The following is a 15138-nucleotide window of genomic DNA, read 5'->3' as shown; positions in this document are numbered from 1 at the left end:
CTCCTTAGAGACGGGTGATATCCCGAGGGATCTTCTTGAACGTGATATTCAGAGAGCGCAGCTCCTCATCCGACAATAAACACGTGTCGGCATAAATCACATACGAACTAGCCGCACACTCAGGAGGGATCGAAGCCAGATAGTCACGATCCAAAACCGTTGCCCGATCCGGCTCATATACGAAAAACAACGATGCGTCCTCATGCCGTCCTAAGAAATACGGATGGGCACTGGGCGGATTCGAGAACGGCTGCCCCGTCTCGGTGAACCACACATACTCACGAACCCGCTCAAGAGGCACCTCTGGGTTCAAGTCACCTGCGAGAAGTAGTGGCGCGCCTAACTCGTAGAAAGAGAATGACCCTCCTGTTCCGGGCACTTCATCCTTATCGGTGCGGTATCCGTCGATCACTCGTTTGACCCGCTCTGCCGTGATTGATTCTGCGTAGTCGCTGAGCTCTACGAGGATGAATTTTCTATCTGCGTCGTCGTACATATTTGAATTAAGCACGGCGTGTGCGGTCGTTCCTGAGCCTGCGAATGAGTCTAAGACGATGCCGTCTGTGTTGCCATGCAGGGCGATAATCCATTCGATTAGTGATAGTGGTTTCGGGGTGTCGAATTTCTTGTTTCCAAAGATTGCCTTGATTACTGCAGTCGCGTCGGCGTTAGTTCCATAGCCATCGAGCCACGTATTCCATCCGAATGATTTTTTTACGTCACGAATTTTCTCGTATGGAACCCAGCGCTCAGTCTCTCCATCTACAACAACCCCTGGGTCGTATGATGTTTTCTCCCAGTGAGCAGCCTCAGGATTGTCCAATAACTCTGACATACCTGCGTGAGCAGGACTCCAACGCCAGTAGCCGTCAGACCCGTCATTCTTGATTGGGAATACTTCTCCACCATTGGGTGCAGTAATGGGGAACCACAATGTCGGTCGATCTGATCGGTCGGAAGTTGCACCCCACTTTCGTAACTCACGCCCTTTTCGATACGGGCCCTTGCTGTCCTTGAGGTCAAGCTTCCCAGTTGTCTTCTCTTCTTTGACAAGACTTGATTGGTCACCCTTGGTGTAGAACAAAATGTATTCGTGCCCTGTTCGCAGGGCCGTTTTATCTTTCCCTCCACTTGGTTCAGAGCGCACTGGCGCACAAGCAAGTCGGTTTGCAGGGCCAAAGATTTCGTCCATGATGCAGCCTAGGTTGGACAGCTCTGTGTCACTTATCGAGACAGCAATCAATCCGTTTCTGGCTAGCAGGCGATGGAGAAGTCTTAGCCGTGGGTACATCATGCATAGCCATTTGTCATGGCGGGAGAGGTCTTCGCCTTCTTTGCCGACGACTTCGCCAAGCCATTTCTTGATTCGTGGGTCGTTGACGGCGTCGTTGTAGATCCAGCCTTCGTTGCCTGTGTTATAGGGAGGATCGATATAAATGCAGTCAACCTTGCCTTCGTACTTTGGTAGTAGAGCTTTGAGGGCTTCGAGGTTGTCACCATGAATAATCATGTTCTGTGAGCCGTTGTCCCCATCGTGTTGGCCGTGCTCGTCATATGAGTATTGGCGGTCGAGGACGCGGTAGGGAACGTCGAGGTGGTGGGTGATCACCTTGTCTTTGCCGACCCAGTTCAGTTCTGGCATTAGCGTTCCTCCTTAGGCTCGTGAGGGTTGTTGGGATGTGGTTCTTCTGCGGCTTGACCGGTGCGGACCCATTCGTCGATTTCTGAGAGTTTGAACTTCCAGACCCTGCCGACTTTATAGGCAGGGAGATTATGGGTTGTTATCCATTTCGTGATGGTTTCCCGGCGCACCCCGAGGTGGGCTTGCGCTTCTTTCATGGTGACCCAGTTTTCTAATTCAGCTTCGCTCATCGTTCCTGCCTTATCGCGTGAAGATCCGGGTTAATAACTGTGGCATTGACGTTGAATGTTGTAGTCGCTTGAGGGAAGCAGTTCTCGCCTTCCTGGTTGCGCATTTCCCAGTGGCTTGAGGCAGCACCTTCATAGCCTTGCGCCCGAAACGTGCAAGAAATCTTGATGAACTTCGCTGTCGCCGGTGGGCTGTCAGGAATGGCGATCTGTGTGGTGCCGACGGGTCGTAGTCGCGGGTCTGTTGGATTCGTACAGATGAGTGTCCGACTGGTCCAGTCGATGCTGCCAACGTTGCGCAGTGTCCATGTGTGAGTGAACTCGACCCAAAATCCTGGCTTGTGTTTTTGCAGTGCGGGCGGTTGCGTCACGTCGACGCGATCTCCTTGATAGAGCGGCTGCGGCGCGGGGTTTATTTCTTCTGGTTCCTGGCCTTCAAGGCGAAGTCGGTAGCAGTGTTCAAGGACATCGCAATGGTCTGGGTCATGGATGATCGCGTCGAACCAATCTGTGAGTGCCCAAATGAACGCTTCTGGTTCGATAGTGAGGGTTGAGGGCAGCCCGGCATCTTTGCCGACTTCTTGGCAACGATCATCCAACGTGCGCTTCGTGCTTGGGAGGGGCCTCAGGTGGGCAAGAAGGAAATCATGCAACGATTTCTTGCTCACCTGTGTAGGAAATGACTCGTATTGCGGTTCGGAGATCGGTTTTGCTCCGGTAAAGATCTTGCGTGCGTACTCGTCATCTAACCGCTCTGCGCTGCCAGCGTGTTGGAATACGGCTTGGACGAATTTTGCCTGGTTAGTGATGGGACTCTTCCGCTTATAAACAGCGCGACAAAACTCGGGCAAACCCATATGCGTCACGCTCCTCTATGCCGAGTCCCAAAACTAGTCCCAGAAGTCCCAGTTTTTGCTTCCCTCACCGATCTGAAGTCCCAAAACCACAGCGTTTGATGAGTATGTGAGCAAAACACGAGCCGACGAGACGAACAACTGTCATCTCATTATCGCACGCCGACTCGCGCGAACGCTCATGAACACGCACCAAGTGGTGGTGGGTGTCGTAGCGAGAGCGAAGGAGGTGAAGCACATGGGAAGGAACCGTAAGCAGACGTCCGCGAAGGTGGCGTCCAAGGCGTCGAAGATTCTGACCGATGGCCGTTATGGCAAGGACTCGAAGTCTGTTGCCGCCTCGGCGTTGGCGCAGACTAAGCCGTCCAAGCGCGGCAAGTAGTCGTACACAGCCCACTCGGTTTCGACACAGTGCGGGCCGGGTGGGTGGGGACGGTAGTGCTGGTGGCCACCGGCACTGACGTTCTCCAAGCCTGAGCGTGATTGTTCGGGAGCTCATCTGGCGGATGAGCAAGCCCTATGGCGGGTGCAGGCCGTGGGGTTAGACAAACAAATCACTAGTGAGACCTGCTCTGGGAGCGCTCGGCGGGTCACCTCACCCAACCCCTCTTTGCTGAGGGGCGTGTGGGGTGGCTCGCCTTTGTCGTCTTCCTAGCAGTTCTCACTAGTGATCTGAGCCAAACAGATCAGGTCTCCACATCACCGGGATTCCCGGAGAAATGGAGATCCTTCGATGAAGGTCACCTTCAGGCACGAAGCAGACAACAACAAGAATGAGTCCATCACTGACACTTTCGACATTGACCCTGGCGAGTTCGCTCTCATGATCGCAACCGACCGGCAGCAACGCGCCGCCGCAACTGGTGTTCCGCTCGACCAGGTTAAGCCCCGCACCGCACAGAAAATCTTGGACGAGTTGTGGAACGCAGAAGAAGCGGCCACGCATCAGGCGGTTCGCGCTGATCGCGGCAAGGGTAAGAAGACATGCACGTGCGGGGCTGGGTGCGGTCCTCGACGTGGATGCCGCGTCCCGAATAACAAGCCGTTTTCGTATGAGCAGATGCTCGACATCGACCTTGATCCAGCTTCACCGGGTATCAGCGCTGAAGACCAGGTCATCGAACGCGAGGACAGCGTCGAGCACACCCGTGAGCTCGAGGCTATGCGTGGCGTCATCGCTGGTTTGGATCCTCAGCATCATGAGGTGATGACGCGCCTTCTTGCAACCGACAAGCTCAATCAGGCGCAGGTGGCACGCGATATGGGGTTGACCCGTGCTCGGGTATCGCAGCTAGTGGCAGAGGTAAAACCGCTGATTCGACAGGCGGTTGAGGAGGTCCGATTTAACACTTCGAGCGGTGTCGGCAGTGGGGTGAAGGGAGAAGCCAACCGGGCTACTCCCACAAATGAGGAAGAAAGGTAAGCCCGATGGCTCGACATAGTCTCAAGCTTCATATTGCCCGGCATATCCCTGACGACCCCGGAATCGTCGCAACTAAGAACGTGACGCTGCGTGAACGGCTCATGCGCCTACTGCTTGGTACCCCGCGCAAAGTCATGATTCTCGTTCCCGGTGACTCGGTCAAGCAGATCGACATCACCGAAAACACCGATGACGACCTCATGGCCCTGGCCGATGCTCTCAAGACGGGTGAATCCAAATGATGATGCCGGAAATTAACGCCTTCATTCGTGATGGAAACCAGACGATGCGATCGCTCGCCGATTTGCTTGCGCGGGCTCAGCAGATCGTTGAGGAGAGCTTCGAAGACCACGCAGGAATGCCTGGTGAACGCCCGGAGCTTGCCCTGCAGATCAAGGAACCCTTCGGAACCATCCCAGCCACGCACGCCCAGCCAGAACTACTTGCGGACGAGCCAGAGGTTGAACCTGAACCGACGGTGACGTTGGAAGAAGTACGTGCTTTTCTTTCCGAGCTCTCAGCGCAAGGTCACACGGCAGAGGTTCGTGAGCTGATCGTCGAGGCTGGTGCGGACAAGCTCTCAGCGGTGGATCCGTCGAAGTACGGGTGGCTGCTGGATCGGGCGAAGGAGATTGCTGATGGCACCGTCTGATCACTCACTCCTCTCGGCGTCGGGTGCGCACCGGTGGATCAACTGCCCACCCTCCGCCCGCCTCGAATCCGATGAGCCAGAATCCACGTCTGCCGCTGCCGAGCAAGGCACCGCCGCTCACGCGCTGGCTGAGCACAAGCTCCGCCGAGTGTTGAAGCAGCGCTCGAAGCGGCCAGTCTCAACTTGGGTTGATGACGAGATGGAAACCCTCACAGACGACTATGTGGCGTTCGTCCAAGAACGCATCTCCATCGCCCAAGAATCCTGTGCTGATCCGCAGGTGCTGATCGAGCAGCACCTCGATTTCTCACATATTGTGCCGGGAGGTTTCGGTACCGGGGATTGCGTGATCATCGCCGAACCCACCTTGCAGATTATTGATCTGAAGTACGGGCAAGGCGTCCTCGTCGAAGCCGCACACAATCCGCAGCTCATGTTGTACGCGCTCGGAGCGCTCCACGCTTTCGGCGACCTGTACGGCATCGAGACCGTGGCGGTGACGATCTACCAGCCGCGCCGGGCGAACGTCGACACCTGGGAAATCCCCGTCACTGAACTCGAGCACTGGGCCGAAGCGGAAGTGAAACCGAAGGCTGAGCTGGCAGCGGCTGGCGAGGGCGAGTTTTGTCCGGGCTCGTGGTGTCAGTTCTGCAAGATTGCACCCACGTGTCGGGCACGAGCTGAAGCCAATCTTGCGCTGGCCAGGTTGGAGTTCGCCCCACCAGCAGAACTTAGCGATACAGAGATCGCTGACGTGCTGGCAAGGATTCCGCAGCTCAAAACTTGGGCGGCGGATGTGGAGGCCTACGCCCTGTCGAAGGCCGTCAACCAGGGAGTGGTCTTTGAGGGGTTCAAGCTCGTAGCCGGACGGTCGATACGCAAATACACCTCCGAAACCGATGTCGCTGCAGCGGCTGAGGCGGCTGGATATAGGGACATCTGGGATCGCAAGCTCATCACCCTCACAGCCATGGAACGCCTCATGGGTAAACCCGCCTTCAACGAGGTCCTCGGTGATCTCGTGACCAAGCCTGCAGGAAAACCTACGTTGGTTCCTACATCCGATAAACGGCCAGCGCTTGACCTGGTGAGTGCGGCCACCGATTTTCAACCAAACAAGTAACGAGTAGAAAGAAGAATGATTATGTCAACGACTAACACAACTCGTATTGTGACCGGCGAAGTTCGCCTATCCTACGCACACGTGTGGGAGCCGAACTCCATCCAGGGAGGCAAACCGAAGTACTCCGTCTCCCTGATCATCCCGAAGTCCGATACTGCCACGATTGCGGCGATCGAGAAGGCCGTGGATGCAGCCATCGAGGCCGGGACGGCCAAGTTTGGTGGCAAGCGCCCCAACAAGGCCGCCCTCAAGTTGCCGCTGCGCGATGGGGATATTGAGCGTGACGACGAAGCCTACAAGGGCGCCTACTTCCTCAACGCCAACTCCCTGACCGCTCCGCAGATCGTCGATCAGAGCGTCGCCCCGATCCTGGACCGCGCCGAGGTGTATTCCGGCTGCTATGCCCGTGTCAGCCTCACTTTCTATGCGTTTAACACGAATGGCAACCGAGGCATCGCCTGCGGACTCGGCAATATCCAAAAGACCCGTGACGGCGAGAGCCTTGGCGGTGGACGAGTTTCCGCTGAGACCGACTTCGGTGCCTTCGCCGCTGATGACGACTTCCTGAACTAACCATCCCCACACGTGGAGGGAATCAGCACATCTTGTTGGTTCCCTCCACTTTTCCTCTATGTGAAAGGAACCCCGTCATGCGAACACTCTTCTGCGATATCGAGACTTTCAGTCCAGTTCAGCTCGCCAAGGCGGGCGTTTACCCGTATGCCGAGCACCCAGACTTCGAGCTGCTCCTGTTCGGCTATTCGATTGACGGCGGCCCAGTCGAAATAGTGGATCTTGCCAGCGGCGAGACCCTGCCCGATGAGGTTCTAGCGGCTTTAGTGGATTCGGGTGTGGTCAAGTGGGCGCATAACGCCGCCTTCGAGCGAGTCTGCTTGTCCGCTTGGCTACGCACTCATCATCCCGAGCTTCTCGCTGATGGGTTTCTTGGCCCAAGGCAGTGGCGCTGCACCATGATCTGGTCGGCCTACCTTGGTCTCCCGATGAGCCTCGATGCAGTAGCCACAGTTTTGAAGCTTGACGTCCAAAAAGATTCTGCGGGGCGCAAGCTGATCAAGCAGTTCTGCACACCCGCCACACCCTCAGTCCTGAACGGCGGCAAACACAGGAACCCACCATCAGCTGACCCGACCGGCTGGGCACGGTTTATCGACTACAACCGGCGCGACGTCGAAGTCGAACAAGCCATCCACGACAGACTGGCGTCTTTTCCGATGCCCGATGCCGAATGGGACACCTACGCCCTCGACCAACGCATTAATGATGCCGGGATTCTTCTCGACCACACGCTCGTCGATAATGCCGTTGCCGTGGACGAGCACCACCGCAACGCGACACTCGCTCGGGCACAGACATTGACTGGGTTGAAGAATCCGAACTCGCCGATCCAGCTCAAACAATGGCTGAGCGAGCACGGCTGCGAACTCGAATCGCTGACCAAAGCCGACGTCGATGCAGCCCTCGATACTGCGACCGGTGAGGTGAAAGAAGTCCTCGAACTTCGCGGCGATCTAGCGAAATCAAGCGTCAAGAAATACCAGGCCATGCAAAACGTCGCAGGATCCGATGGCCGTACACGTGGGCTCATCCAGTTCTACGGCGCAGGACGTACCGGACGTTTCGCCGGACGCCTCGTCCAAGTCCAGAACCTCCCCAGGAATTATTTGCCTGATCTTGACCAAGCCCGATCGCTCGTCAGAACAGGCAGCCTCGATGCCCTTGAGCTTCTGTACGAGTCCGTGCCCGACACCCTCAGCCAACTCATCCGTACCGCGTTTATCCCTTCACCTGGGCACAGGTTCATCGTTGCTGATTTCTCTGCAATTGAAGCACGTGTCATCGCATGGCTCGCAGGAGAAACCACCACCCTTCAAGCCTTCCGTGAAGGTAAAGACCTCTACTGCGAAACCGCGAGCCGTATGTTCGGAGTGCCAGTCGAAAAACACGGCGTTAATGGTGAGCTTCGGCAGAAAGGAAAATTAGCAGTTTTGGCTTGTGGTTTTGGCGGCTCAACGGGCGCTTTGGAGCGCATGGGAGCACTCACCATGGGTTTAGCCGAGCATGAGCTCAAACCGATCGTGGACGCCTGGCGGCAAGCTAACCCACACGTCGTGCAGCTCTGGGCAGACGTCGAAGAAGCCGCTATCGCTGCAATCACGTTGCGCCAGCCGATCCGGCTGCGGAATCTGCGATTTACCGTCGAGTCCGGGATTCTCTTCATCGAACTCCCCTCAGACAGACGACTTGCGTATGTGCAGCCGCGTCTTGGGGAGAACCGTTGGGGCGGCACATCCATCACCTACACCGGCACCACCACCGCCAGAAAATGGGGACATCTCGAAACCTACGGAGGGAAGTTGGTTGAGAATATCGTGCAGGCGATCGCTCGTGATCTGCTCGTGGTTGGCATGCACGCAGTCGCCGAGGCAGGGCACCAGATTGTGATGCATGTTCACGACGAAATCGTTATCGACGAACCCACAGATTCGGGCTTCACCGTTGCTGACGCGTGCGAGCTCATGACGACACCGCCCGACTGGGCAGCAGGGCTCCCACTCGACGCCGACGGCTACGAATGCGATTACTACCGCAAGGACTAACTCCTACTCGTCGCCGAGCAGCAGCTTCGGGTCGGTTTCCATGAACTCTCGAAGATACGCGGCGATCTGCTGATTCGCAGCAGAGGGCGCTGGATCGTTGTCAAGATCGTGTAAGTATTCCAAGAACGCAAAGAGACGCATGCGCATTGCCATCGCCCACACCGTGGCTTTATCAATCTCACCCATATCTCCATGATCGCTCGTGCAGCACTGTTTGTCTGCGGGGTATACCCTGCATGGATTTAACACTTTTAGGTTCGTCGGCAGTGGGGTGAGGCCCTTAACTCCTTGTGCCGCCCGGCACGACTTTTTCTCGACGGGGTCTCGGGAAGGAACCCCGCCATGGGAAACCAGATTCAAACATTCACCAACGACGTGTTCGGCACCATCCGCACCATCACCAATGATGGCCAGACGCTGTTTTGTGGGAAGGACGTCGCCACTGCGCTCGGCTACGTTAACGCCAGCAAGGCAGTACGCGATCATGCTCGCGCCGATGGGGGTCTAAAACGTTACCCCATCGTCGATGCCATGGGACGCGAACAAGAAGCCACCTTCATTACCGAAGGTGACCTCTATCGCCTCATCATCTCTTCAAAGCTCCCGGCAGCACAGAAGTTCGAAGCCTGGGTGTTCGATGAAGTGCTACCGACGATTCGCCGCCACGGCATGTACGCATACGACGAACTACTCGCTGACGATGAATTCCTGGAGCATGCCATCGCCACTCTGCGGGCCGAACGGGCCAAGCGCCTGGCAGCAGAGCAAGCCCTGCTCGAAGCGGAACCGAAAGTCTCGTACTACGACGTTGTGTTGCAATCGGATTCGTTGTTGACGACGACTGCGATTGCGAAGGACTACGGACTTTCCGCGAAGAAGCTCAACCGGATCCTGCGTGATGCTCGCGTGCAGTTCCATCAGTCGGGCCGGTGGTTCCTGTACGCGAAGTACGCCGAGCAGGGATACACCCAGTCCAAGACCCACGAATACGGCGAAGGCCAGACCCGCACCCACATGTACTGGACCCAGAAGGGACGTCTGTTCATCTACGACCTGCTCAAGAACCAGCTCGGCATCCTCCCGGTGATTGAGCGTGAAAGTCAGGTGCAAGCATGACTGTCGCGACTCTTGATATTGGGTTTTCGAAGAAGAACACCGAAGGCTATCTGGACCTGACGAGCTACCACGCGCTCAAGAAGCTCCAGCGCGAACTATTCGGTTACCGACCCTTGGTTTATATCTGCTCGCCCTACTCAGGTGACACCGAGGCGAACGTTGAGCTCGCCCGTCAATTCTGTGGGTTTGCAGTAAGCGCGGGCAAGATCCCGTTCGCTCCGCATCTGCACTATCCCCAGTTCATGGATGATGCAGACCCTGATCAGCGTGAGTTGGCGATGTTTTTCAACCGTGTGTTGCTCGCCAAGTGCGAAGCGCTGTGGGCATATGTCGGACGCGTTAGCCCTGGTATGCGCCTGGAGATCGGGTGGGCACGCGACCTCGAGTTGCCGATTAAGTATTTCGATTCTGATTTCAAGGAGGTCACCCTATGACCACGCCTTTCACCTTGTACGCCGCCACTGTTGCTGGCGTTCAGAACAATAACCACTACCCGCATCGACACGAGGTCACTGATGCGGCTTCGCTGACAGCGGTTGCTGGCTTTGATCACGTGGCAGCCACCTACGTGAATGACCGCCGCTCAACTGCAGCGTTCATCTCCTCGGATTGCGTAGTGATGGATATCGATAACGACCACACCGAAACCCAAACTGACTGGATCACGCCTGAGAAACTCGGCAAGTTGATGTCTGGTGTGGAGTTCATGACCGCCACCTCCCGCAACCACATGAAGCCGAAGGGTGTGCTCTCCGCCCGGCCACGTTTCCACGTCTACTTCCCAATCCACAACGTGCAAGATGCGGACGAATATGCAGGATTGAAGCATCGCCTGGCATCGCGCTTTGGTTTCTTTGATCGCAATGCTCTGGATGCCGGTCGCTTCATCTACGGCACCCCTAACCCACAAGTTACGGCGCATGAGGGCGACCAGTTGCTCGATGCATGGCTGGACGCGGCTGACGAGATCGACGTGTTCGCTGCCTTCGATCAGAGCACTTTGGTGATTGGTGAAGGCTCCCGTAATGCCACGCTCTCTCGCTTCGCCGGGCGGGTCCTCATCCGCTACGGGCAGACCGATCAAGCACGAGACCTCTTCGACCGCAAAGCCAACCTCTGCGAACCACCGCTCAACGAGGGCGAACTGCAGACGATCTGGAACTCGGCATGCAGGTTCGCTTCGAAGGTCGCCTCCGACCCGAGCTATCTGCCACCAGAGGCGTATGAGGCGTTAGCAGGTTTACGTCCGGATGATTTTTCCGATGTCGGTCAGGCAGACACATTGGCTGGCGAGTATGCGAACAAGATCCGCTACTCACTGGCTACCAAGTGGCTTGTCTACGACCATGGCGTGTGGGATGAGAACGACCTGTCTGCACAAGGAGTGGTTCAAGAACTGACTTCTCGTCAACTTGAAGAAGCACAACACCTTATCGCCACAACATGGCAAGACATGGTTTCTACCGGTGCTGACGTGGTGATGGCATCGGCTTCATCGAAAGCCCGCGGCCTAGCAAAACTCAACCCCGCCCAAGTCGCAGCATTCAAGGCGTGGGATGAATCCAAAAGCTATCACAAGTTCGTTCTCTCCAGGCGTTTGTCACGCAATATCACGGCCACGTTGAAAGAAGCCGGGCCGATCTTGCAGGTACGTGTCCGTGACCTCGACGTCGACCCCTACCAACTCAACACCCCGGCAGGTACCTGGGATCTACGCGACAGTAGTAGCCACGAGCACAATCCCGCCGATCTGCTGACTAAGCAGACCGCTGTCGGCCCCAACGATGAGGGTGCACAGATCTGGGCCGACGCGCTTGACGTCTTCTTCCAAGGAGATCCTGAGTTGATTGGTTACGTGCAGCGCATTGTGGGGTTGGCGGCGATCGGGCAGGTTTTCGTCGAAGCGCTCGTCATCGCTTACGGGGACGGGCGAAACGGCAAATCCACGTTCTGGAACACCATCGCCCGCGTGTTGGGAACGTATTCGGGCACGATTTCAGCAGATGCGCTCACTGTCGGGGTGCGTCGCAACGTCAAACCCGAACTCGCCGAAGCCAGAGGTAAACGTCTCTTGATCGCGGCTGAAACCGAAGAAGGCATGCGCCTATCGACCTCGAACGTTAAACAGCTTGCTTCGACCGATCAGATCTCGGCAGAGAAAAAGTTCAAGGACCCCTTCGCCTTCACCCCCTCCCACACGCTGGTCTTGTACACGAACCATTTGCCGCGTGTGGGAGCCATGGACGCAGGCATCTGGCGGCGTCTGATCGTCATCCCGTTCAACGCCACCATCGAAGGCGACACGGATGTGAAGAACTATGCCGACCACCTGTTCGAACACGCTGGCGGAGCAATCCTTTCCTGGATCATGGAAGGAGCGCGACTCATTCACAGTGAGGGATACAAGCTCACTCCGCCGCCTCAGGTGGTTCAAGCCTCGCAAGCATATAAGGAGGATAACGACTGGTTCTCGCAGTTCCTTGAGGACTCGTGCGACGTCGAGGACGGATTATCGGAGAGGGCTGGTGACCTCTATCAGACGTATCGGGCGTGGGCGCAAAACACCTCAGGATGGGCGCGCCCGATGGTCGACTTCAACGCCGCATGTGAACAAGCAGGATTCGAGCGCAAGAAAACCAAGTCCGGTATCCGCGTCTACGGGCTGGCCCTGACCAGCGAATTCAACAGCTGAAAGTTATGAGGGTGCAGACCGGTGCAACCCGTTTTCCTACCTTACGCATGTGAAATTACATGGTGTTTTTCTCTATGTAAAAGGTTAGGAAATACCCTGCACCACTCTGCACCCCTTGAGAAACCATTCAAGGAGTGATCATGAACGAACGAACCATAGAACACCAACTGAAGAAAGCCGTTGAAGCCTCTGGCGGCTTGTGCTGGAAGCTTGTCTGCCCTGGAACCACGGGTGTACCTGACCGGATATGCCTGATGAGAAACCGGGCTGTTTTCGTCGAGCTCAAAGCACCAGGCAAACAGCCACGCCCAATTCAACAACATCGGATGAACCAACTGCGCGAGCAAGATTTTCAGACCTTCGTTGTCGATTCGGTGGACGGCATACAGGAGGTGCTTGATGCACTATCAGCCGCATAACTACCAACGCCAGGCGACCCAGTTCATCATCGACCACCACGAGGCGGCGATCTTCCTCGGCATGGGTTTGGGCAAATCAGTGATCGCGTTGACGGCGATCTGGCAGCTCATGCTCGACTACTTCACCATCCACCGAGTCCTCGTCATCGCACCATTGCGGGTAGCCCGTGATACCTGGCCCGCCGAAATAGCGAAGTGGGATCACCTTGACGGGCTCACCGTCGCGGTCGCTGTTGGCACCAAACAAGACCGGCTGAACGCTCTCGCGGCGTCTGCGATGGTAACCATCATCAACCGTGAAAACATACCATGGCTCATTAGCCAACTCGGGGGGAGCTGGCCGTTCGACATGGTCATCATCGACGAACTCTCCAGCTTCAAAAACCACCGGGCAAAACGGTTCACTGCGCTGGTGAAAATGCGCCCATACGTTAAACGCTGGGTCGGACTGACCGGCACGCCAGCGTCGAACGGGCTGATGGATGTGTGGGCGCAGTTCCGTCTTCTCGACGGTGGCGAGCGTTTGGGTCGTTTCATTACTCGTTACCGCGAGCGCTGGTTCACGCCGGATAAGCGTAATGGGATGCAGATCTTCACCTATAAGCCACGCGTGGGTGCTGAGGATGAGATCTATGCGGCGATTGGTGACATGACGTTGTCGATGCGAACCACCGACCACCTTCAGCTACCAAAACTGACGGTGACGACCACGCCCGCGCATCTGGAGTCGAAAGAACGACGCGTGTATGAGCAGTTGAAAGCCGACCTCGTCCTCGACCTTGATGGGGCGACAGTTGATGCTGCGAACGCCGCAGCACTCTCAGGCAAGCTCCTGCAGTTGGCATCGGGCGCGATCTACACCGCAGGCGGTCAATGGGCTCCGGTTCATGAGCGAAAACTCGACGCTCTCGAAGACCTCATTGAAGCCGCCAACGGCAGCCCGTTATTGGTGGCCTATTGGTTTACCCATGACCGCGAACGTATCACCGCCCGCTTCCCACAAGCTCGCGAACTGAAAACGAGCGCGGATATCGAGGCGTGGAACAGAGGCGAGATAACCCTCGGGCTGATCCACCCCGCGAGCGCTGGCCATGGACTGAACCTCCAGAGCGGTGGGCATCTGCTGGTGTGGTTCTCGCTCACGTGGAGCTTGGAACTCTACCAGCAGACGAATGCCCGCCTTTATCGGCAAGGACAAACCGAACCTGTGACGATCACGCATCTTGTTGCGGAAGGGACGCTCGATGAAGCCGTTCTCAAAGCTCTTGATGCGAAAGACGCTACTCAGGCTGCGTTGATTGACGCGGTCACAGCAGAAATTACAACCACTGAAAGGACAAGCTCATGCATGTGATGACCAAATACCTCGACACAAGGAAAGCCGCGATCGCTGCGCTGCAGGATTATGCGGTGATGGAACAGATCATCGAGAGTACCGACGAGCAGATCAAGGCGGCTTACGCTGACGCGGCAAGCCCAGCATCCCCACGCATGGACGGCACACCACCATCAGGCAACCTCCACGCTTCGGAGAATCGGATCGTGGCGAGCATTGAGCGAATCGACGCCTACAAGGCTCGCTACCTACAGGCCCGCCAGTACATGGACTGGTTCTTGCCTGCGTGGGAAGTCATCGCTGAAGACGACCGCTTCATCCTCGAAGGCTTCTTCCTCAGCGAGGGGACACAAGATGAGAAGGTATCGATGATCGCCGATCATTTCTACGTCGAGCGTGACACGGTCTATCGGCGCAAGAACCGGGCCCTCGACAGGTTCGCCACCGCCTTGTATGGACAGCTCTAGCGTTAGCGGGTATCCGAAACATGCGATAGAAAACCGCATATCAGTGTGAGAACATATAAGTGGTTGAAAAGTAGGTGAAGCCCCAAGAACCCACACGGGAACTTGGGGCTTCACCATGTTCGGGAAGGAGCTAGCGATGCCGGTCAAACCAGCGTCCCCGTGCTCCCACCCTGGCTGCCCTGAGCTCACCCGTGAACGTTACTGCGACGCCCATGCCAAGGCAGAAGACGCCCGGTATCGGAAGTATCAGCGTGATCCGAAGATCAACCACCGCTACGGCGCGCGGTGGCGTAAGATCCGCGCCGCCTACGTCGCCGCCCACCCGCTCTGCGAAGACTGCCTAGAGGCCGGATGCTACACACCCGTACAAGAGGTTCACCACATTCTCCCGCTCGAACACGGCGGCACCCACGACTTTGATAACCTCCGAAGCCTGTGCAAGCCCTGCCACTCGCGCCAGAGCGCGCTCGATGATGACCGATGGAGGCAACAACCTCGGGTCTACACCTACTAGATTTTTGAAAATCGCGACATAACCACTAAGCACTTCCCCACCCTAAAAATATTGA

The 15138-nt window shown here is 56.6% G+C and carries 18 protein-coding genes; 14 read left to right on the top strand and 4 right to left on the bottom strand.

The genetic code is table 11. The features are described from left to right. Positions 1-4: 4 nt before the first annotated feature. Genes PG731_RS03860 through PG731_RS03850 form a run of 3 tightly spaced genes read right to left on the bottom strand, consistent with a single transcriptional unit; the run spans position 5 to position 2726 of the window. The gene (locus PG731_RS03860; protein ID WP_004007642.1) at positions 5-1642 is read right to left on the bottom strand and encodes a site-specific DNA-methyltransferase; all 1638 of its coding nucleotides are present in this window, start codon (positions 1640-1642) and stop codon (positions 5-7) included. Then, positions 1642-1872 carry a helix-turn-helix domain-containing protein gene (locus PG731_RS03855; RefSeq protein ID WP_004007641.1) on the bottom strand — a complete coding sequence of 77 codons (231 nt, stop codon included), beginning with the start codon at positions 1870-1872 and terminating at the stop codon, positions 1642-1644. Before PG731_RS03855 ends, PG731_RS03860 begins: the two co-directional genes overlap by 1 nt. Beyond that, the gene (locus PG731_RS03850; RefSeq protein ID WP_270772272.1) at positions 1869-2726 is read right to left on the bottom strand and encodes an NBR1-Ig-like domain-containing protein; all 858 of its coding nucleotides are present in this window, start codon (positions 2724-2726) and stop codon (positions 1869-1871) included. Before PG731_RS03850 ends, PG731_RS03855 begins: the two co-directional genes overlap by 4 nt. Before the next feature lie 235 nt (positions 2727-2961). On the opposite strand from PG731_RS03850, the gene PG731_RS03845 reads away from it, so the two are divergent. The 7 genes from PG731_RS03845 to PG731_RS03815 all read left to right on the top strand — a co-directional run bounded on the left by PG731_RS03845 (position 2962) and on the right by PG731_RS03815 (position 8539). Continuing rightward, entirely contained in the window at positions 2962-3105 is a 144-nt protein-coding gene (locus PG731_RS03845) for a hypothetical protein (protein ID WP_270772271.1), read from the top strand. A 351-nt stretch (positions 3106-3456) separates the two neighbouring features. After that, entirely contained in the window at positions 3457-4146 is a 690-nt protein-coding gene (locus PG731_RS03840; protein ID WP_270772270.1) for a sigma factor-like helix-turn-helix DNA-binding protein, read from the top strand. 5 nt (positions 4147-4151) lie between these two features. Continuing rightward, positions 4152-4388 (top strand): hypothetical protein, encoded by a 237-nt coding sequence (locus PG731_RS03835; RefSeq protein WP_270772269.1) that lies wholly within the window; start codon positions 4152-4154, stop codon positions 4386-4388. Next, positions 4385-4798 (top strand): hypothetical protein, encoded by a 414-nt coding sequence (locus tag PG731_RS03830; protein ID WP_270772268.1) that lies wholly within the window; start codon positions 4385-4387, stop codon positions 4796-4798. Before PG731_RS03835 ends, PG731_RS03830 begins: the two co-directional genes overlap by 4 nt. After that, positions 4785-5921, top strand: a complete 1137-nt coding sequence (locus PG731_RS03825; RefSeq protein ID WP_270772267.1) for a DUF2800 domain-containing protein — start codon at positions 4785-4787, stop codon at positions 5919-5921. The genes PG731_RS03830 and PG731_RS03825 overlap by 14 nt, the downstream gene beginning before the upstream one ends. Before the next feature lie 15 nt (positions 5922-5936). After that, on the top strand, positions 5937-6494 hold the full coding sequence (locus PG731_RS03820; RefSeq protein ID WP_442952643.1) for a DUF2815 family protein: 558 nt from the start codon (positions 5937-5939) through the stop codon (positions 6492-6494). Between the two features lie 77 nt (positions 6495-6571). After that, a complete protein-coding gene (locus PG731_RS03815) occupies positions 6572-8539 on the top strand; it encodes a DNA polymerase (protein WP_270772265.1) in 1968 nt (655 codons plus the stop codon). A 3-nt stretch (positions 8540-8542) separates the two neighbouring features. On the opposite strand, the gene PG731_RS03810 is transcribed toward PG731_RS03815, so the two are convergent. Next, a complete protein-coding gene (locus PG731_RS03810; protein WP_048708039.1) occupies positions 8543-8725 on the bottom strand; it encodes a hypothetical protein in 183 nt (60 codons plus the stop codon). 156 nt (positions 8726-8881) lie between these two features. Here PG731_RS03810 and PG731_RS03805 point away from each other — a divergent pair, with 156 nt between their 5' ends. The 7 genes from PG731_RS03805 (at position 8882) to PG731_RS03775 (ending at position 15083) form a co-directional block, all read left to right on the top strand. After that, a complete protein-coding gene (locus PG731_RS03805) occupies positions 8882-9655 on the top strand; it encodes a phage antirepressor (RefSeq protein WP_048708034.1) in 774 nt (257 codons plus the stop codon). Continuing rightward, entirely contained in the window at positions 9652-10089 is a 438-nt protein-coding gene (locus PG731_RS03800) for a DUF7768 domain-containing protein (protein ID WP_270772262.1), read from the top strand. The genes PG731_RS03805 and PG731_RS03800 overlap by 4 nt, the downstream gene beginning before the upstream one ends. After that, complete coding sequence (locus PG731_RS03795) at positions 10086-12347, top strand: phage/plasmid primase, P4 family (protein WP_270772260.1); 2262 nt, start codon at positions 10086-10088, stop codon at positions 12345-12347. The genes PG731_RS03800 and PG731_RS03795 overlap by 4 nt, the downstream gene beginning before the upstream one ends. 140 nt (positions 12348-12487) lie before the next feature. Then, the gene (locus tag PG731_RS03790) at positions 12488-12766 is read left to right on the top strand and encodes a VRR-NUC domain-containing protein (RefSeq protein WP_270772258.1); all 279 of its coding nucleotides are present in this window, start codon (positions 12488-12490) and stop codon (positions 12764-12766) included. Continuing rightward, a complete protein-coding gene (locus tag PG731_RS03785; protein WP_270772256.1) occupies positions 12747-14120 on the top strand; it encodes a DEAD/DEAH box helicase in 1374 nt (457 codons plus the stop codon). The genes PG731_RS03790 and PG731_RS03785 overlap by 20 nt, the downstream gene beginning before the upstream one ends. Then, entirely contained in the window at positions 14111-14569 is a 459-nt protein-coding gene (locus PG731_RS03780; RefSeq protein WP_028822310.1) for a hypothetical protein, read from the top strand. Before PG731_RS03785 ends, PG731_RS03780 begins: the two co-directional genes overlap by 10 nt. A gap of 136 nt (positions 14570-14705) precedes the next feature. Continuing rightward, positions 14706-15083: an HNH endonuclease gene (locus PG731_RS03775; protein ID WP_270772255.1), complete on the top strand. Its 378-nt coding sequence runs from the start codon at positions 14706-14708 to the stop codon at positions 15081-15083. Positions 15084-15138: the final 55 nt, after the last annotated feature.

It is taken from the genome of Pauljensenia sp. OF14-1SRA (assembly GCF_027694595.1).
GTDB lineage: Bacteria > Actinomycetota > Actinomycetes > Actinomycetales > Actinomycetaceae > Pauljensenia > Pauljensenia turicensis_B.
This window is presented reverse-complemented; position numbering and strand designations above follow the sequence as displayed.